17 protein-coding genes are annotated in these 17,341 nt (G+C 50.1%); 3 read left to right on the forward strand and 14 right to left on the reverse strand.

Annotated features, from left to right (window positions below; genetic code table 11):
* Window positions 1–110 precede the first annotated feature (110 nt).
* From M2371_RS06945 to M2371_RS06990, 10 genes are all read right to left on the reverse strand, one after another.
* Window positions 111–1,034 carry a YbeF family transcriptional regulator gene (locus M2371_RS06945; RefSeq protein WP_232062480.1) on the reverse strand — a complete coding sequence of 308 codons (924 nt, stop codon included), beginning with the start codon at window positions 1,032–1,034 and terminating at the stop codon, window positions 111–113.
* A 176-nt stretch (window positions 1,035–1,210) separates the two neighbouring features.
* Entirely contained in the window at window positions 1,211–1,852 is a 642-nt protein-coding gene (lipB, locus tag M2371_RS06950; protein ID WP_259267324.1) for a lipoyl(octanoyl) transferase LipB, read from the reverse strand.
* Between the two features lie 75 nt (window positions 1,853–1,927).
* Window positions 1,928–2,191 carry a DUF493 family protein YbeD gene (ybeD, locus tag M2371_RS06955; RefSeq protein ID WP_034493985.1) on the reverse strand — a complete coding sequence of 88 codons (264 nt, stop codon included), beginning with the start codon at window positions 2,189–2,191 and terminating at the stop codon, window positions 1,928–1,930.
* Window positions 2,192–2,297: 106 nt separating this feature from the next.
* On the reverse strand, window positions 2,298–3,509 hold the full coding sequence (dacA, locus tag M2371_RS06960) for a D-alanyl-D-alanine carboxypeptidase DacA (protein WP_034493987.1): 1,212 nt from the start codon (window positions 3,507–3,509) through the stop codon (window positions 2,298–2,300).
* A gap of 143 nt (window positions 3,510–3,652) precedes the next feature.
* Window positions 3,653–4,768 carry an endolytic peptidoglycan transglycosylase RlpA gene (gene rlpA, locus M2371_RS06965; protein ID WP_172895233.1) on the reverse strand — a complete coding sequence of 372 codons (1,116 nt, stop codon included), beginning with the start codon at window positions 4,766–4,768 and terminating at the stop codon, window positions 3,653–3,655.
* A gap of 16 nt (window positions 4,769–4,784) precedes the next feature.
* Window positions 4,785–5,897, reverse strand: a complete 1,113-nt coding sequence (mrdB, locus tag M2371_RS06970; RefSeq protein ID WP_034493991.1) for a peptidoglycan glycosyltransferase MrdB — start codon at window positions 5,895–5,897, stop codon at window positions 4,785–4,787.
* 2 nt (window positions 5,898–5,899) lie between these two features.
* Window positions 5,900–7,801 (reverse strand): peptidoglycan DD-transpeptidase MrdA, encoded by a 1,902-nt coding sequence (gene mrdA / locus M2371_RS06975; protein ID WP_115630170.1) that lies wholly within the window; start codon window positions 7,799–7,801, stop codon window positions 5,900–5,902.
* A gap of 27 nt (window positions 7,802–7,828) precedes the next feature.
* Window positions 7,829–8,299 carry a 23S rRNA (pseudouridine(1915)-N(3))-methyltransferase RlmH gene (rlmH, locus tag M2371_RS06980; protein ID WP_034456714.1) on the reverse strand — a complete coding sequence of 157 codons (471 nt, stop codon included), beginning with the start codon at window positions 8,297–8,299 and terminating at the stop codon, window positions 7,829–7,831.
* Between the two features lie 3 nt (window positions 8,300–8,302).
* Window positions 8,303–8,620 carry a ribosome silencing factor gene (gene rsfS / locus M2371_RS06985; RefSeq protein ID WP_034493995.1) on the reverse strand — a complete coding sequence of 106 codons (318 nt, stop codon included), beginning with the start codon at window positions 8,618–8,620 and terminating at the stop codon, window positions 8,303–8,305.
* 254 nt (window positions 8,621–8,874) lie between these two features.
* On the reverse strand, window positions 8,875–9,486 hold the full coding sequence (locus M2371_RS06990; protein WP_259267325.1) for an adenosylcobalamin/alpha-ribazole phosphatase: 612 nt from the start codon (window positions 9,484–9,486) through the stop codon (window positions 8,875–8,877).
* Window positions 9,487–9,554: 68 nt separating this feature from the next.
* Here M2371_RS06990 and cobD point away from each other — a divergent pair, with 68 nt between their 5' ends.
* On the forward strand, window positions 9,555–10,649 hold the full coding sequence (gene cobD, locus M2371_RS06995; protein WP_259267326.1) for a threonine-phosphate decarboxylase CobD: 1,095 nt from the start codon (window positions 9,555–9,557) through the stop codon (window positions 10,647–10,649).
* Here the strand turns inward: cobD and nadD are convergent.
* From nadD to leuS, 4 genes are read right to left on the reverse strand one after another with little or no spacing between them, the layout of a single operon-like run.
* Window positions 10,621–11,274, reverse strand: a complete 654-nt coding sequence (nadD, locus tag M2371_RS07000) for a nicotinate-nucleotide adenylyltransferase (RefSeq protein WP_259267327.1) — start codon at window positions 11,272–11,274, stop codon at window positions 10,621–10,623. The genes cobD and nadD overlap by 29 nt on opposite strands.
* Window positions 11,267–12,298 carry a DNA polymerase III subunit delta gene (gene holA, locus M2371_RS07005; protein WP_259267328.1) on the reverse strand — a complete coding sequence of 344 codons (1,032 nt, stop codon included), beginning with the start codon at window positions 12,296–12,298 and terminating at the stop codon, window positions 11,267–11,269. Before holA ends, nadD begins: the two co-directional genes overlap by 8 nt.
* Window positions 12,295–12,912: an LPS assembly lipoprotein LptE gene (gene lptE, locus M2371_RS07010; RefSeq protein WP_259267329.1), complete on the reverse strand. Its 618-nt coding sequence runs from the start codon at window positions 12,910–12,912 to the stop codon at window positions 12,295–12,297. The genes holA and lptE overlap by 4 nt, the downstream gene beginning before the upstream one ends.
* Window positions 12,913–12,926: 14 nt before the next feature.
* The gene (leuS, locus tag M2371_RS07015) at window positions 12,927–15,509 is read right to left on the reverse strand and encodes a leucine--tRNA ligase (RefSeq protein WP_259267330.1); all 2,583 of its coding nucleotides are present in this window, start codon (window positions 15,507–15,509) and stop codon (window positions 12,927–12,929) included.
* Window positions 15,510–15,759: 250 nt separating this feature from the next.
* Here leuS and M2371_RS07020 point away from each other — a divergent pair, with 250 nt between their 5' ends.
* Window positions 15,760–16,242 carry a zinc ribbon-containing protein gene (locus tag M2371_RS07020; RefSeq protein ID WP_172895227.1) on the forward strand — a complete coding sequence of 161 codons (483 nt, stop codon included), beginning with the start codon at window positions 15,760–15,762 and terminating at the stop codon, window positions 16,240–16,242.
* A gap of 27 nt (window positions 16,243–16,269) precedes the next feature.
* Entirely contained in the window at window positions 16,270–17,316 is a 1,047-nt protein-coding gene (dctP, locus tag M2371_RS07025; RefSeq protein WP_259267331.1) for a TRAP transporter substrate-binding protein DctP, read from the forward strand.
* Window positions 17,317–17,341 lie beyond the last annotated feature (25 nt).

Below are 17,341 nucleotides of genomic sequence, written 5' to 3' on the forward strand. Positions count from 1 at the left end.
GACAGAGCAGTAAACGGGGAAAGAATTGTAAATGAGTTGTTGGTTTGTGCGCTTTTCTACGTTAACGAACGGAATGTCGACCTCATGCCGGAAGGCGAGAGGTCGATCTCCTATGCTTGCTCAAACTCTTCAATGATAGTGTCTATAACTTCCTGTAACACCGCATCACGTGAACTGAGTTTATTGATATGCATGGTAGTCGTGACACTGATCCTGGTAAGCGCTTCACATTCAATCTTCTGAAGCTCGAAGATGTGAGAGTACATTTCATAAATTTTCTTTGGCATGAAACCAATGAGGTCACTGGTACTTAACATTGAAGCAATGGTTAAAAAATTATAACTGCTAAAAGTGATGTGGCGATTCGGTAAAATTTCGTTAATTAACTGGCGTAAATCTATTAATAGAGCATCCTGCATAATTAAAAAACTGTAATTCACGTTGTGAATATCATCACCTTTAACTATTGACGAAGCAGTAGGGTGATTCTTACGGCAAACCGCCACAATTGAATCGGTATAAAGTTTATAACTGCTAATACCAGAGCTGTGATGGGAATGCGTATCGATGGCGATATCAGCCTGAAATTGTGATAATTGAAGCTCTGTTACAGGGACATTGCGAATGGTTAATTTAGGGTTGACTTTCAGAATGGCGGAATAAATTCTCGGCATGAGCAGTGCGCCTACGGACGGGGTGCTCGCGATGGTGATGGTTCGCTCTTTGTTGTAGTTATTGTTAACATCTAACGCGCACAGAATCGATTCAAACCCCTGGCTAATGTATTCATGCAAATGCGCCGCGTATGCGGTCGGCGTGACGCCTTGCCCTTTACGGATAAATAATGGGTCAGGAAACGTCGATCTCAGTTTCTGGATAGACTGGCTGATAGCGGAAGGTGTTAAATTTAACACCCTGGCTGCATTAACAATCCCTTTATGGATGTAGACTGCTTCGAAGACGGTCAACAAATTAAGATCGATATTGCGTAGTGCTTTGAATGTTGGGTAATTGTCTTCTTGATTTCTTTCCATGATACAAAACTCCATAGCCAGCAAATAACCAGTAAAACTGAATATATATATTCAAAATTTGATGTATATTTATCCGAGTGAAATTATACAAAAGAAGAAATAAAGTAAAGAAATGTTAGCCAGGTTAGCATTAAATAACTGCACCTAAAAAGATGCAGTCATCAATAAAATATATATTAAACTTGAATGTATTTGATTGGTGGATTGTTCAATAATTCAAGGAATTTATCAATAAGTAGTGGTTGAACATCACTCAGCGAAACCCCCGATCGTAACGAGGTGACTTGCGTCATTTCCAGACCGGCATAGCCACAAGGGTTGATGCGTAAGAATGGGCTGAGATCCATATCGATATTCAATGCTAATCCGTGGAATGAGCAACCTTTGCGGATGCGCAAACCGAGCGAGCAAATTTTACGCCCGTCAACATAGACACCGGGGGCATCCGCGCGCGGATAAGCATCGATATTTAATTCCGCCAGAGTGTTAACCACGGTTTGCTCAAGAATAGTCACCAGTTCCCGAACCCCGAGTTTACGGCGCTTGAGGTTGAGCAGCACGTACATCACTTGCTGGCCTGGCCCGTGATAAGTCACCTGGCCGCCTCTGTCGCTCTGAATAACGGGGATATCACCGGGCACCAGAACATGTTCAGCTTTCCCTGCCTGGCCCTGGGTAAATACGCGTTCGTGCTCCACTAACCAGATTTCATCTAGAGTGGTTTCATCGCGGGTATCGGTGAATTCATGCATCGCCTGCGAAACAGGTTCGTAGGGTTGCAGGCCAAGTTGGCGGATTTGAATAGTATCTTGAGACAAAACATCGTCTCCGGCAGGTTGAAAAGTAAAGGGAATATATCACATGCCCGACCAGAAGGCCGGGCGTGGTGTGAATTACAGCACCATACGAACGATTTCGATGTTACCCAGTTCTTGATACAGGGTTTCAACTTGCTCGATATGGGTCGCATTAATGGTAATAGAGACAGAATGGTAGTTACCTTTGCTGCTCGGTTTTACCTGAGGGGTGTAGTCACCAGGTGCGTGGCGCTGCACCACCTCGACGACCAAATCAACCAGCTCGGGCTTCGCCAGACCCATCACTTTGTAAGTAAAGGAAGTCGGGAATTCGAGCAATTCTTTCAGATTGGTTTGCATGGCAGCTCCAGCGTTACGGCATTAAAAATAATAACTCCCGCTGAGCGGGAGTTGCTTTGATTCTTAGTATATGGGGATGGCTTCCACTCTTTCAAGTGTTCAATTATTAACCAAACCAATGATGGAACATCAATTTGATATAATCAATGATTCGGCTGAAGAAGTTACCCTCTGGCATTTCCTGAAGCACGACCAGCGGACGCTGTTCAATAGTCTTGCCATCCAGCTGGAAGTTGATGGTGCCGACCACCTGGTTTTTCTGCAATGGAGCGTGCAGTTCAGTGGTGTTAAGCACATAGCTGGCTTTCAAATCTTTCATACGACCACGCGGGATTGTCAGGTAAACGTCTTTATCCACACCCAGCGATGCACGATCGTTGTCGCCAAACCAGGCTGGCTCTGAAGCAAATTCTTTACCGGCTTTCAGCGGCGATACAGTTTCAAAGAAACGGAAGCCCCAGGTCAGCAGTTTTTTACTTTCGGTTTCGCGGCCTTTATAAGTGCGTCCGCCAAGTACGGCAGAAATCAGGCGCATTTGCCCTTCGGTTGCCGAAGCCACCAGGTTGTAACCCGCAGCGTCGGTATGGCCGGTTTTGATGCCGTCAACTTGCAGACTGGTATCCCACAGCAAGCCGTTACGGTTTGTCTGGCGAATATTGTTAAAGGTAAATTCTTTTTCTTTATAGATAGAGTATTCGTTCGGTACATCACGAATTAATGCCTGACCAATCAAGGCCATATCACGCGCAGAGCTGTACTGACCTTCCGCATCCAGGCCGTGCACAGTCTGGAAGTGGGTGTTTTTCAGTCCAAGAGCGGAAACATAGCTGTTCATCAGGCCAACGAACGAATCCTGGCTACCCGCCACGAAATCGGCCATTGCCACGCAAGCATCGTTGCCGGATTGCAGGTTAATACCACGAATCAGCTGAGAGACAGGAACTTGCATACCTGGCTTCAGGAACATCAAAGAGGAGCCTTTAAACACCGGATTACCGGTTGCCCATGCATCCTGACCAACAGTCACAATCGAGCTTTCGTTAAATTTACCGGCTTTCATGGCCTGGCCGATAACGTAGCTGGTCATCATTTTGGTCAGGCTGGCAGGATCACGGCGAGTGTCAGCGTTGGACTCAGCCAAAACCTTACCTGAGTTGTAATCAATCAGGATATACGCTTCTGCATCAATCTGCGGCACACCTGGAATCATAGTTTTGATATTCAGGTCGTCAGCGTGTGCGGCGGTTATTGCCGTAAGGGTCAGGGCCGTAGTAAGCGCCAGGCGTTTAACAAAACGAAAAGAAGGGGCTGTATTCATGATTAGAACAACGACATCCGTGATGGGAATAAAAAAAGTGCCTTACTATAGCAAAAGCGGTTTTTACTGGCATCCGTCTTTGCGCATCATTTGTTAATGAAATTGACATTAACTGACGCAGAGAGGATGCCAGACACAACCGCTTACATAGCGGTTGCGTTAGTGATGAAGGATTGCTGTTGGGCTTCGCTCATCAGGCGTTGTTGAAGCGCGCTTGCTTCAGTTTTGCTGGTAAATGGCCCCAGTTGTACGCGGTACATCGTCCCATTACTGGAAACCTTACCCGGTACACCAAATTGTTGGCTCAGTTTCTGCTGCCATTGCGCGGCACGAGCCTGGTCGCTTACGGCACCTACCTGCACCACATAGCGTCCGGAGGCGGCTGCGGCTGGAGCGGAAGTTTGTACGCTACTTTGAACTGAACCTGGCGCGGTAACAGGAGCGTTTTGCTGCACAGGTGTTGCGACCACCGCAGGGGCTGGAGGGTCATTTTCAATCACGCCCGGAGCCAGTGGCGTTGCAGCACCTAAGAAGCCGCTACCGCTGACAGGCGCTCCCGTGGTGTCTTCGCTTTGCAAAGTGGAATTGCTAATGGCGCGAACATCACCCTGAGGCGCGTCAACGGGCGCAGATGTTGCGCTTCCCATTCCGGTGTTTAAATCCGGACGAGCGGGCAGGGCGTAGGTTTGCTTCGCGATAGTGGTACACACTGTACCAGGCCCGGACATTGTTCCATCCTGCGCCACAATAATTGGGTCGATACGCACTTTGGTGTTGTTGGAATTGTTCAGACGATCGGCGGCGGCGCGAGACAATGAAATCACACGGTCATTGCCGTAAGGGCCACGGTCATTGATGCGCACCACAATCATGCGGCCATTCGCGAGGTTTGTGATTCGCGCATAGCTTGGAATAGGCAGCGTAGGGTGCGCCGCTGTTAAGGCTGACGGGTCGAAGGTTTCGCCAGAGGCCGTCAGGTTGCTACCCGGTTCAGCATCGTAAATCGCGGCAAGACCCGCCTGGCTGAAGTTCGCCGGGTTTTGCACGATTTTGTAGCTCTTACCGTTATTTTCGTAATCCTGGTTAACCGAAGGATTTAACGGTTCAAAGCGCGGGTCTGCGCCGCTTATTTCAACCACCGGGCCATTACACACCGCCGGTTGCGGTTGCTGGTTTACCTGCTGTTGGTCGCCGTCATCAGACGAGCAGCCAGCCAGTATTGCAGCCACTACACAGATCCCTAGCCAACGCTTAACCATTACGCACCTCATCCACTTACACGCTTTTTGATAACATTTTTCTGTGGGTATGTATCGACATGACGATACCAAACCCAGCCATTAGAACGATTAAGGCCGAGCCACCGTAACTTACCAGCGGCAAAGGTACGCCGACCACCGGTAAGATACCACTAACCATGCCAATGTTAACAAACACATATACGAATAAAATCAACATTAGCCCACCAGCCATCACTCGGCCAAATGTGGTTTGCGCACGAGCCGCAATCACCAGGCCACGCATAATCAGCAGCAGATAGAGCGCCAGTAACACCAGAACCCCTACCAGGCCGAGTTCTTCGGCAAGAACCGCAAAGATAAAGTCCGTATGGCGTTCGGGTAAAAACTCAAGTTGCGACTGCGTACCATGCAGCCAACCTTTACCGCGTAAACCACCAGACCCAATCGCAATTTTAGACTGAATAATGTGATAACCCGCACCGAGTGGGTCAGTTTCGGGATCAAGCAGCATCATTACGCGTGCACGTTGGTAATCGTGCATCAGGAAGAACCACAAAATCGGAATGAAGGCGGCGACCAGTAAAACGGCAATACCGATTAACTTCCAGCTCATACCCGATAAGAACAGCACAAACAGGCCGGATGCAGCGATAAGAATCGACGTACCCAAGTCGGGCTGGGCGGCAACCAGCAGGGTCGGCATGAAAATGAGTATCAGCGCGATACCGGTATTTTTCAGCGTTGGAGGACAAACATCGCGGTTGATGAAACGTGCAACCATCAATGGCACCGCGATTTTGGCGATTTCAGATGGCTGGAAACGTACGATACCGAGGTCGAGCCAGCGCTGCGCACCTTTGGATATCGCCCCAAACGCATCCACCGCTACCAGTAATATGATGCAAACGATGTACAAATACGGCGCCCAGCCTTCATAAACGCGAGGAGGAATCTGCGCCATTACGATCATTACGACCAGGCCCATCAGAATCTGGCCAATCTTACGCTCCATCATGTCCATATCCTGGCCACTGGCGCTCCAGATAACCAGCGCACTAAAGATAAGCAGCGCCAGGATGGTCACGAGGAAGATCGGGTCGATATGGATTTTGTCCCAGAACGACTTTTTATTTGGATTATCAGTCATGGTTATTGATCCTCTGCACCTGCTGCTGCCGGTGCTTCAGTAGGCAGTACCGTATTGTCATCCCCGAGCATAATGTGGTCGAGGATTTGGCGCATGATGGTGCCTACAGCGGGGCCTGCACCGCCGTTTTCCAGAATCATGGTGACGGAAACCTTTGGATTATCGTAAGGGGCAAACGCGGTCATCAATTTATGATCGCGCAAGCGTTCAGCGATTTTGTGGGCGTTGTAGGTTTCGTTGGCTTTCAGGCCAAAGACCTGCGCGGTCCCTGATTTCGCTGCGACTTTGTACGGTGCGTTGGCAAAGTATTTGTGTGCGGTGCCGTTAGGGCGGTTGGCAACGCCGTACATGCCGTCTTTGGCAATTTCCCAGAAACCAGAGTGGATATCGCCCACCGGAGGCTGTACAGGTTGCTGCCATGGAACCTGCTTACCATTCTCAACAGTGCTCATCAGGAAATGAGGAACGCGAACGATGCCGTCGTTAATCAGGATCATCATCGCCTTGCTCATCTGAATCGGTGTTGCGGTCCAGTAGCCCTGGCCGATGCCCACAGGAATGGTGTCACCCTGATACCACGGCTTTTTAAAGCGTTTCAGCTTCCATTCACGCGTTGGCATGTTACCGGCTCGTTCTTCGGAAAGATCGATACCCGTATAATGCCCATAGCCAAACTTGCGCATCCATTCGCCCATGCGGTCAATACCCATGTCATAGGCGACCTGGTAGAAATAGGTATCTGCAGATTCTTCAAGCGCTTTGGTGACATTCAGGCGACCATGGCCCCATTTTTTCCAGTCACGATAACGTTTTTCTGAGCCTGGTAATTGCCACCAGCCTGGGTCAAACAATGAAGTGTTTTTGGTGATAACACCTGCGCTCAACGCCGATACGGCCATATACGGTTTCACCGTCGAAGCCGGAGGATATACCCCCTGGGTCGCACGGTTGATAAGCGGAGTATTCGGGTCGTTAAGTAAACCGGAATAGTCTTTGCTTGAGATACCGTCGACGAACAGGTTCGGGTTATAACTCGGCATTGAAACCAGCGCCAGAATGCCACCCGTGCGCGGATCAGTCACTACGACTGCGGCGCGGCTACCCGCCAGTAAAGTTTCAATATAATTCTGTAGCTTAAGGTCGATAGTCAGATAAATATCGTGCCCGGCCTGCGGTGGCACTTCTTTAAGCTGACGAATCACGCGGCCACGGTTGTTGACTTCAACTTCCTCATAACCGGTTTGACCGTGCAGAACTTCTTCGTAGTAGCGCTCGATTCCCAGCTTGCCGATGTCGTGCGTGGACGCGTAGTTTGCCAGTTTGCCGTCTTTATCCAGACGCTCAACGTCTTTATCGTTGATTTTGGAAACGTAGCCAATAACGTGGGTCAACGCCGAGCCGTAAGGGTAGAAACGGCGTTTATAACCTTTCACTTCAACGCCGGGGAAGCGGTACTGATTCACGGCAAAACGCGCAACTTGCACTTCTGTGAGGTTAGTTTTGACCGGAATGGAGGTGAAGCGATGGGAACGTGCGCGCTCTTTCTTAAAGTTAACAATATCTTCGTCGGTTAAATCTACCACCGAGCGCAGGGCTTCAAGCGTCGCCTGAACGTCATCCACCTTTTCCGGCATCATTTCCACCTGGTATATGGTGCGATTGAGTGCCAGTGGTGTGCCGTTGCGGTCGTAGATAATGCCGCGGCTAGGTGGGATTGGGACCAGTTTGATTCGGTTTTCGTTGGAACGAGTTTGGTAGTCGGTGTAACGGACGATTTGCAAATTATAAAGGTTGGCGACAAGCACACCGCTTAGCGCCAAAATACCAAGAAACGCGACTAACGCCCGGCGCACAAATAGCGCAGACTCAGCTGAATAGTCGCGAAAAGAATTCTGTAATTTCATCCGCAGCTTTGTTCTACCTGACGATATCTACTCACGGTGATAGGGATGGTTGGTCGTAATGCTCCACGCGCGGTACAGGCTTTCGGCAACCAGCACCCGCACTAAAGGGTGAGGCATTGTCAGATTCGAAAGCGACCAACTTTGTTCTGCGGCAGCTTTGCATGCCGGGGCAAGACCTTCCGGGCCGCCAATCAGCAGGCTGACATCTCGACCATCCTGTTTCCAACGTTCAAGCTGCACGGCAAGGTGCGGCGTATCCCAAGGTTGACCTGGGATATCCAGCGTGACAATACGGTTGCCCTTGCCGGCGGCAGCCAACATCATTTCGCCTTCTTTTTCGAGAATGCGTTTGATATCGGCATTTTTGCTACGTTTGCCCGCAGGAATTTCTACCAGTTCAAATGGCATATCCTTTGGAAAACGACGCAGGTACTCGGTAAAGCCGGTTTGTACCCAGTCAGGCATTTTAGTGCCGACTGCGACTAGTTGCAGCTTCACGCATTAACCCCAGAGCTTTTCCAGTTCGTACAGTTGACGGCTTTCTTCTTGCATCACATGAACGATAACTTCGCCAAGATCAACAACTACCCAGTCAGTCGCGTTAATGCCTTTCACACCCAGCGCGTCAAAACCTGCTTTGCGGGATGATTCTACGACGTGTTCTGCAATAGACATAACGTGGCGATTAGAAGTACCGGTACAGATAATCATGCAATCAGTGATGCTTGATTTACCCTGAACATCCAGAGCAACGATGTCCTGGCCTTTGAGGTCGTCGATTTTATCGACGATGAAATCTTGAAATTCTTTACCCTGCAAGTGTTCCCCCTGGGAGAAGTAGAGTGTGTTCGATGGTGCCCGCATAAAGACCCATTGAATAGGGCAGTTTTACTGATAAGTCGGCAATGCGGCGCTCAAAGCGGGGTATCATCCCACCGAGTGGCCTGGTTTGCATCGCCATTTTTGTAAAACTATTTTGGAAAGTCATGCTTGCGGGCAGGAAATTATGGCAGCGGAGCATAACAGCCTGGACTGTAGTGTCAATGGTTGACGATAACTGTAACCCATTCAACTCACGATGTTGGGTAATAAACAGCTCGATTATTAAGGGTTCTGAGCGTCGTGAAGCTGTCGTTAATCTCTATGCAACTCCATGCTCCTTGCTCAATGACAAAATGCCACAGGGAGGCAGGCGGCATGTTGAGCAACGTCGCGATAAACAAACTTAGCACGCCCTGATGGCTCACAATCAGAACATTCTCTTCTGTTGGCTGCACTAAAAGAGAGGAAGCGAATCCGCAAACACGCTGTGAGAAAAGCTGGAAACCTTCGCCATTATTTGGCACCACGTTCTGCCAGTCATTGCACCAGGCGGCGTAGTTTTCTGCATCCAGGCGCTGTAAATCACGATGGTGGCGCATTTCCCAATCACCAAAATTCATCTCATTAAGTCGAGGTTCGGTAATGACGGGGTGTTCGCGCTGCTGGAGAATCAACTGTGTCGTGTGTTGTGCGCGGCTAAGTTCACTGCAAAGTACTTTATCGAACGCAACATCATTTAACATATTGCCGACGGCTTCAGCCTGCGAGATGCCTCTCTCCGTCAGCGGAGTTTCGGAAATGCCGCTGTATAAACCCTCTAAATTTGCCTGGGTTTGCCCATGGCGCACTAACCATAATTTCATCTCATCCTCCACAGGCATCAGTGTATCATTGCGTTTCTTGTTTTAAGGTCAGTTTTATTGGGGGAAGTATGGCGTTGAGTAGCCAGCACGGTGGCAATATTATAGAAGCGGCTGCCGCGATTGGCGTGGATGCAAAATCGCTCACTGACTTTAGCGCAAATATCAATCCGTTAGGTATGCCTGATTCCTTAAAACGGGCGATTACCGAAAACCTGGCATTGGCTGAGCGCTACCCCGACGTTGAGTACCGTGCTCTGCATCAGGCGTTGGCTCACCATCATAAAATTCCCACAGAATGGGTGCTGGCTGGAAATGGTGAAACGGAGCTGATTTTTAATCTGGTTCAGCAACTTTCTCCGCGCACAGCATTATTGTTGACGCCCGGATTTGCCGAATATCGCCGTGCGTTAACTCGGGTCGGCTGTGAGATAGTCGATTTTCAGCTTTCAGAAGAACAGGGCTGGCAGCCTGATGAATCCTTACTCAGCACATTAACGCCCGATCTCGATTGCCTGTTTCTGTGCACGCCTAATAACCCGACCGGACTTTTGCTCGATAACGTTTTGCTTTTGGCTATCGCGCAGCGTTGCCGTGAAAACAGCATTGCACTGATCGTTGACGAGGCTTTTCTCGATTTTTTGCCTGATGAACCCGGTTTAATTCCCCGGCTTTCAAACTTCCCTCAGCTTTATGTGTTGCGTTCTCTCACCAAATTCTTTGCCATCGCCGGGCTGCGTCTTGGTTACCTGGTCAGCGCGGATACCCTAACCGTTGGGCGGATTCGTGCACTCAGAGAACCCTGGACGATTAATGCGTTTGCCGCATTGGCTGGGGAAGTGATCCTCAACGATCGTGATTACATTGAAGCGAGTTATCGATGGTTGAGTGCTGAACAACCCCGGCTGTATCAAGGTTTGAGTGAATTACAGGGGATTACGGTCTGGCCGCCAAGGGCGAACTATATCTTCCTGCGTTGCGATATTGACGGGTTAGAGCTGCAACGCGCGTTGCTGGAAAAGAATATTTTGATTCGCCATTGCGCAAATTACCCTGGGCTGGATGCGCGTTATTATCGGGTGGCGATTAAAAGCCAGGCGGATAACGACCAGTTACTGGATGCGTTGCAGCGCGTACTTAGCGATAAAGCTGGTGCTGGAGAATAAATTCAGCCACGGCGGGCGGGAGGAGGTCATCGCAGGGGAGGTGCTGCTCCAGGCGCTGGCGAATGGCGGTCGCAGAAATATCCACCATTGGTGTCTGCGCGAGGTAAATTTTACCCGCAGGCTGGCTGTGGAGTTGTTCAACGGAGGTGGTCTGATGTTCATCCAGCCATTGTTGTTCTGCGGGAGTCTTCATCGACAAAGAATATCCCGGACGCTGGCAAACTAATAAATGGCATAACGTCAGCAAAGTTTCCCAGCGGTGCCAGCGTTGCAGACTTAGCAACGAATCCTGACCCACAATAAATGCCAGCGGCTGCTCAGCGCCAATTTCTGCGCGCAGTTGTTCGAGTGTTTCTACCGTGTACGAGGGAGTTTCGCGCCGTAGTTCGCGGTCATCGAGCCTGAACAGGGGATTTCCCTTGATGGCGAGTTCGACCATTTTTTTGCGCTGTTGGCTGTTTGCCAGCGGCTGCGGGCGATGCGGCGGCACGTTGTTTGGCATGATGGTCACTTGCTGTAACGCGACCTGTTTTGCCAGTGCTTCAACCGGTTTTAAATGCCCGTAATGAATGGGATCGAAAGTCCCGCCATACAGGGCAGATAAACGCGATTCATTGTTAGCCATCAATAAAAATTTCCGGCAAAGCTTTATGACAAAGCAGCAGGGAAAGCCCTTCAAGCTCAGCCCAGACGGATTGTCCGTAATCTTTTTTCAGCGTCATTTCGATTTCGCTGAGCAAGCGCACAGCCTGGAAAAGCTGCTCTGCCGATAAACGATTGAGTGCTTCAGTGACGAGTGCGCGGCGGTTTTGCCATACACGTTGCTGATCAAACAATGTCCGCAGCGGTGTCTGCACCGATTGGCGTTTAAGATTAACCAGTTGCAGCAATTCACGCTGGATAGTGCGCAGCAAAATGACCGGCTCACTGGCTTCGAGGCGCAGTTGTTGCAAGATATGCAACGCACGCTTACTTTTACCCGCAAGAATCGCATCTACCCAATGGAACGGGGTGAAATGCGCGGCATCATTAACAGCCTGCTCGACGCGAGGCAGTGTCAGCGTTCCATCCGGCCAAATTAATGACAGGCGTTCCAGTGCCTGAGACAGCGCCAGTAAGTTGCCTTCATAGCAGTAGCAAAGTAGCTGGTTGGCAGCCTCATCCAGATTCAGGTTCATCTGTTTGGCTCGTTGGGCAACCCAACGCGGCAATTGTGCTTGTTCAGGTGTCTGACAGGTGACTATCACACTACGGTCAGCCAGTTTCGTCAGCCACGCGGCATTTTCCTGCGCTTTGGTGAATTTGTTACCACGCACCATCAGCAGAATGTCGTCGTGCAGCAGGGAAACCAGAATTTCGAGTTGCGTGTTGATAGCCGCGTTGGGGCCATTTTCTGGCAACAACAGCAGGAGTGTTTGACGGCTGGCAAACAGGCTTAACGCCTGGCAAATCGAGAACAGATCTTGCCAGTCGGTACTGGCATCAATCTGAACAGTATGATGTTCTTCAAAAGCCTGAGTACTCGCCGTTTGACGAATAGCATCCTGGCTTTCCTGAAGTAATAGCGGATCGTTACCGAGCAGCAGATACGCCGCGCGCAGCCCTTCGTTGAGCTGCGCGCGGAGTTGTTCAGGGTACAACCGAATCATTTGCTACCAGATGTGGCCGGAAGCGTTGCCGACGTACGTCCGGTGGATGCTGCAGGAGTTGAAGTTGTATCTTTAACCGGTTTTTCGGCCTCTTCAGTCTCAGCAACATCAGCCACGCGCACGCTCATCAGCTTACGGATCAGCTGTTGCGCGGCAGTGGTATACATCTCTTTGATAAGCAAATCTTGCTCAGCATCTTTTGCCAGAGCAGTCAGTGGGTTATCGAAGAATGATTTATACACTTTGGCACTGATCGGATAAATGTCGTGGCCCGGGATCAACACTTGTGCTGAAACCGTCATGACCATTTGATACTCCGCAGTACGCCCATCCTGGAAGATAGATGCGGTATCCTGGCCAATCCCACTGCCCAGCAAACGCAGCGATGGAATATCCTTGCGAACACCTGTACCGGTATCTTCCACAATCGTGACGCCGTTCAGGCGTAACTGAGAGCGAACTTCACGTGCCAATGGGCCGTTGGGATCACCTGAGTTCAGGATCAAGGTTTTCATTTGATCCGGAACCTGCGTGCTGCCACGCAGATGAAAACCACACCCGGCGGTGACAAGCACCGCCAAAGTAACTAACAAGCTGACAAAGGGATGTCGCACGGTTCCTCCTGCGCTTAGCCCACAACCAGATTGAGCAGTTTGCCCGGAACGTAAATCACTTTACGTACGGTCACACCCTCAAGATATTTCGCAACCAGATGTTCCTGACCTGCGCGCTCCTGCACTTGTTCCTGCGTAGCATCTGCTGGAACAGTAATTTTGCCGCGAACTTTACCATTCACTTGCACGACTACCAGCAGTGAGTCTTCAACCATTGCTGATTCATCAGCCTGCGGCCACGGTGCATTGTCAATATCGCCTTCACCACCCAAAGATTGCCACATATCGAAGCAAACGTGCGGGGTGAACGGATAAAGCATGCGAACGACCGCTAACAGAGCTTCGTTCAGCAATGCACGATCCTGATCGCCATCCTGCGGTGCTTTCGCCAGTTTGTTCATCAATTCCATGATGGCAGCGATAGCGGTGTTAAAGGTCTGACGACGACCGATATCATCGGTCACTTTTGCGATAGTTTTGTGAACATCGCGGCGCAATGCTTTTTGATCTTCGCTCAGTGCTGCAACGTCAAGCGTTGGAGAAGCACCACGGCTGGTGTGTTCATAAGCCAGTCTCCAGACACGTTTCAGGAAGCGGTTTGCCCCTTCAACGCCGGATTCTTGCCATTCCAGAGTCATATCAGCAGGTGATGCAAACATCATGAACAAGCGAACAGTATCGGCGCCGTAACGTTCAACCATGACCTGTGGGTCGATGCCGTTGTTTTTCGACTTCGACATTTTGCTCATGCCAGCATAGACCAGTTCATTGCCCTGCGCGTCAGAGGCTTTGATAATACGGCCTTTCTCGTCACGTTCTACAATCGCATCAACCGGGGAAACCCAGTTACGCTCACCGTTAACACCTGTGTAATAGAAGGCGTCAGCCAGAACCATACCCTGACACAGCAGCTGTTTGGCAGGCTCGTTAGACGTCACCATGCCCGCATCGCGCATCAGTTTGTGGAAGAAGCGGAAGTAGAGCAGGTGCATGATGGCGTGTTCGATACCACCAATGTAGATATCGACCGGCAGCCAGTAGTTTGCCGCTTTGGAGTCCAGCATGCCTTTGTCGTACTGCGGGCAGGTATAACGCGCGTAGTACCAGGAAGATTCCATAAAGGTATCGAAGGTATCGGTTTCACGCAGCGCAGGTTTGCCATCAACGGTGGTTTTAGCCCACTCTGGATCCGCTTTAATTGGGCTGGTGATGCCGTCCATCACAACATCTTCAGGCAGGATAACCGGCAGTTGATCTTCTGGCGTTGGCATTACAGTACCGTCTTCCAGAGTCACCATTGGAATTGGTGCGCCCCAGTAACGCTGACGGGAAACACCCCAGTCGCGCAGACGATAGTTAACTTTACGCTCACCCACACCTTTAGCTGCCAGTTTATCGGCAATTGCGTTAAAGCCATTCTGGAAGTCCAGACCGTCAAACTCGCCAGAGTTGAACAGCACGCCTTTTTCGGTCATTGCAGATGCAGACAAGTCAGGCTCGCTGCCGTCAGCATTCAGAATAACCGGTTTGATTTGCAGGCCGTATTTGGTTGCAAATTCCCAGTCGCGCTGGTCGTGGCCTGGAACAGCCATTACCGCGCCCGTGCCGTATTCCATCAAGACGAAGTTAGCGACCCAAACTGGAACAGCTTCGCCAGTCAGTGGGTGAATGGCGTTAACACCAGTCGCTACGCCTTTCTTCTCCATGGTTGCCATTTCAGCTTCGGCAACTTTGGTGTTACGGCATTCATCAACGAATTCAGCCAGTTCAGGATTGTTCAACGCCGCTTGTTGCGCGATTGGATGACCCGCAGCCACAGCCAGGTAGGTTACACCCATGAAGGTGTCCGGGCGTGTGGTGTAAACAGTCAGTTTTTCAGCACTGTTTTCAACGTCGAAAGTAATTTCAACGCCTTCAGAACGGCCAATCCAGTTACGTTGCATGGTTTTGACCTGATCAGGCCAATGGTCCAGCGTATCCAGATCGTTTAACAGTTCGTCTGCGTAGGCAGTGATTTTGATAAACCACTGTGGGATTTCTTTGCGCTCAACTTTGGAGTCACAACGCCAGCAGCACCCGTCGATAACCTGTTCGTTTGCCAGAACAGTCTGGTCGTTCGGGCACCAGTTAACCGCGGAGGTTTTTTTGTAAACCAGGCCTTTGTTGTAAAGCTGAGTGAAGAATTGCTGTTCCCAACGGTAATATTCCGGGGTACAGGTCGCCAGCTCGCGGCTCCAGTCATAGCCAAAGCCCAGCGTTTTGAGCTGGTTCTTCATATAATTGATGTTGTCGTAAGTCCACGGCGCAGGTGCGGTGTTATTTTTTACCGCCGCCCCTTCAGCGGGCAGACCGAACGCATCCCAGCCGATTGGCTGCAGCACGTTTTTGCCCAGCATGCGCTGATAACGCGCGATAACGTCACCGATGGTGTAGTTACGAACGTGGCCCATGTGTAGTCGACCAGAAGGATAGGGGAGCATCGAGAGGCAGTAATACTTCTCTTTGCCTTCGTCTTCGGTTACTTCAAAAGTACGCTTCTCTTGCCAGTGAAGCTGTACGTTGGATTCTATCTCTTCCGGGCGATATTGCTCTTGCATGGCAGCCAGTGGTCCTGTGATGAAAGACAGCTACAGGTTGTAGCTTTAACTATTAATTTCAGATCGGCATAGCATAGCCGATAAGACAGCGGCAAAACAGCCTTTCGACAGCCTGTGTGGGCATTTCTCATTTGCAGTTATTTACCTTGCTTGTGGGCAAACTAACAAAGTGTCAGCCGATTAAGGTCTACTATTAGAGTAGGTTACACGACACTGAACGCAGGAATCTCTTCAAGGAGGCAGGCAGACGATGAACAAGGTTGCTCAATTTTACCGTGAACTGGTGGCCTCACTCACCGAACGGTTACGTAATGGAGAGCGCGATATCGACGAACTGGTCGCCAGCGCGCGTAAACGCATGAACGAAACCGGGGAATTGACTCGTACCGAAGTTGATGAAGTAACGCGTGCAGTACGCCGTGATTTAGAAGAATTTGCTCGTAGTTACAATGAAAGCCAGGATGAATTTTCCGACAGCGTTTTTATGCGCGTCATTAAAGAAAGTCTGTGGCAGGAACTGGCGGATATCACCGACAAAACGCAGCTTGAGTGGCGTGAAGTTTTTCAGGATCTGAATCATCACGGTGTTTATCACAGCGGTGAAGTGGTGGGGTTGGGGAACTTAGTCTGCGAAAACTGCCATTTCCATCTGGCGATTTATACCCCCGATGTGCTGCCCGTTTGCCCGAAATGTGGGCATAACCAATTCAGCCGTCGGCCATTCGAGCCTTAATTCTCACGAACCAGCGAAGGAACCGCAATGCAACGTCCGTTTCTGGCCAGAAAAATATTGGCCCTTTTCCTCACCGCGCTGCTGATGCCAACGACGGTATCAGCAGTTCAAATTCTCAAATACTCCGATCACGAACCGCTCGGTGGAATGCGCACCAGCTTCATTAAAGATGTGTTCTTTGCCGAAATTGAAAAGGAATCCCAGGGCCGCCTGAAAGTTGATGCTCACTGGAACAGTGAACTGGCTCGTAGTTATGACGCTTTGGGCATCGTAAAAGAAGGGAAGGTTGCTGATATGGCAATCGTGGTGCCCGAATACACGCCGAAAGAATTCCCCTTGCAGCAGATATTCAAAAGCTTCCCCGTCGGGCCAACGGGCGCTCATCAGGTTGAATTTTTCCGCAAGGCTTACGACACCATTCCTGCTTTACAGGCGGAAGTTGCCCAGCAAAATGTGGTTAATCTCTTTTTGGCAACCGGCTATCCCGTCGCATTCTTTAGCACTAAACCGCTGAATAAAGTCGACGATATTACCGGTCAAAAGTGGCGTTCAGCCAGCTTCTGGCACCAGGATTTCCTGAAGAATACGGGCGCGATTCCTGTCTCTATGCCGTGGGGTGAGGGGATTTATGAAGCGCTTAAAGCGGGGAGCCTGGATGGGCTAATGGTCAACGTAGACAGTGGATATGAACTCAACGTCCATAAAACGGCTCCAAATGTTTTGATCTCTAAAGATCTGTGGCTTGGGCACGTTTATCTGCTGGTGATAAATAAAGATACCTGGAACAAGCTTGCCGACGAGGATAAACAAGCGATTCAGCGAGCAGCGTCCAAAGCTTATCAAACCCTGGGTTCGGTAATGGACAGCAGCTTCGACAGTATGGTGGGTGAACTGACTCATAATGGCGTGAAGATCCGCCAGCTAAGTTCCGTTGAAGTCGCTCATTGGGAGAGTGCAACCCAATACCAGCAAGTGCAGGAAAAGTGGGTTAAAGAACAAGAGAGCAAGGGCGTGAAAGAGGCTGGTCCGACGATGGATAAAGTCACTGCGCTACTGAAAGAATCGATGAAATAAAAGTGCTTTACGCAATGCCTGCACA

Source organism: Buttiauxella sp. BIGb0471, assembly GCF_024807715.1.
GTDB lineage: Bacteria > Pseudomonadota > Gammaproteobacteria > Enterobacterales > Enterobacteriaceae > Buttiauxella > Buttiauxella agrestis.

Coding starts and splice junctions, on each gene's coding strand:
- leuS (WP_259267330.1), bottom strand. CDS start 15,509: ATGCAAGAGCAATATCGCCCGGAAGAGATAGAATCCAACGTACAGCTT.
- cobD (WP_259267326.1), top strand. CDS start 9,555: ATGGCGTTGAGTAGCCAGCACGGTGGCAATATTATAGAAGCGGCTGCC.
- mrdA (WP_115630170.1), bottom strand. CDS start 7,801: ATGAAATTACAGAATTCTTTTCGCGACTATTCAGCTGAGTCTGCGCTA.
- ybeD (WP_034493985.1), bottom strand. CDS start 2,191: ATGCAAACCAATCTGAAAGAATTGCTCGAATTCCCGACTTCCTTTACT.
- holA (WP_259267328.1), bottom strand. CDS start 12,298: ATGATTCGGTTGTACCCTGAACAACTCCGCGCGCAGCTCAACGAAGGG.
- M2371_RS06990 (WP_259267325.1), bottom strand. CDS start 9,486: ATGAAATTATGGTTAGTGCGCCATGGGCAAACCCAGGCAAATTTAGAG.
- rlpA (WP_172895233.1), bottom strand. CDS start 4,768: ATGGTTAAGCGTTGGCTAGGGATCTGTGTAGTGGCTGCAATACTGGCT.
- M2371_RS06945 (WP_232062480.1), bottom strand. CDS start 1,034: ATGGAAAGAAATCAAGAAGACAATTACCCAACATTCAAAGCACTACGC.
- M2371_RS07020 (WP_172895227.1), top strand. CDS start 15,760: ATGAACAAGGTTGCTCAATTTTACCGTGAACTGGTGGCCTCACTCACC.
- nadD (WP_259267327.1), bottom strand. CDS start 11,274: ATGGCTAACAATGAATCGCGTTTATCTGCCCTGTATGGCGGGACTTTC.
- dctP (WP_259267331.1), top strand. CDS start 16,270: ATGCAACGTCCGTTTCTGGCCAGAAAAATATTGGCCCTTTTCCTCACC.
- dacA (WP_034493987.1), bottom strand. CDS start 3,509: ATGAATACAGCCCCTTCTTTTCGTTTTGTTAAACGCCTGGCGCTTACT.
- mrdB (WP_034493991.1), bottom strand. CDS start 5,897: ATGACTGATAATCCAAATAAAAAGTCGTTCTGGGACAAAATCCATATC.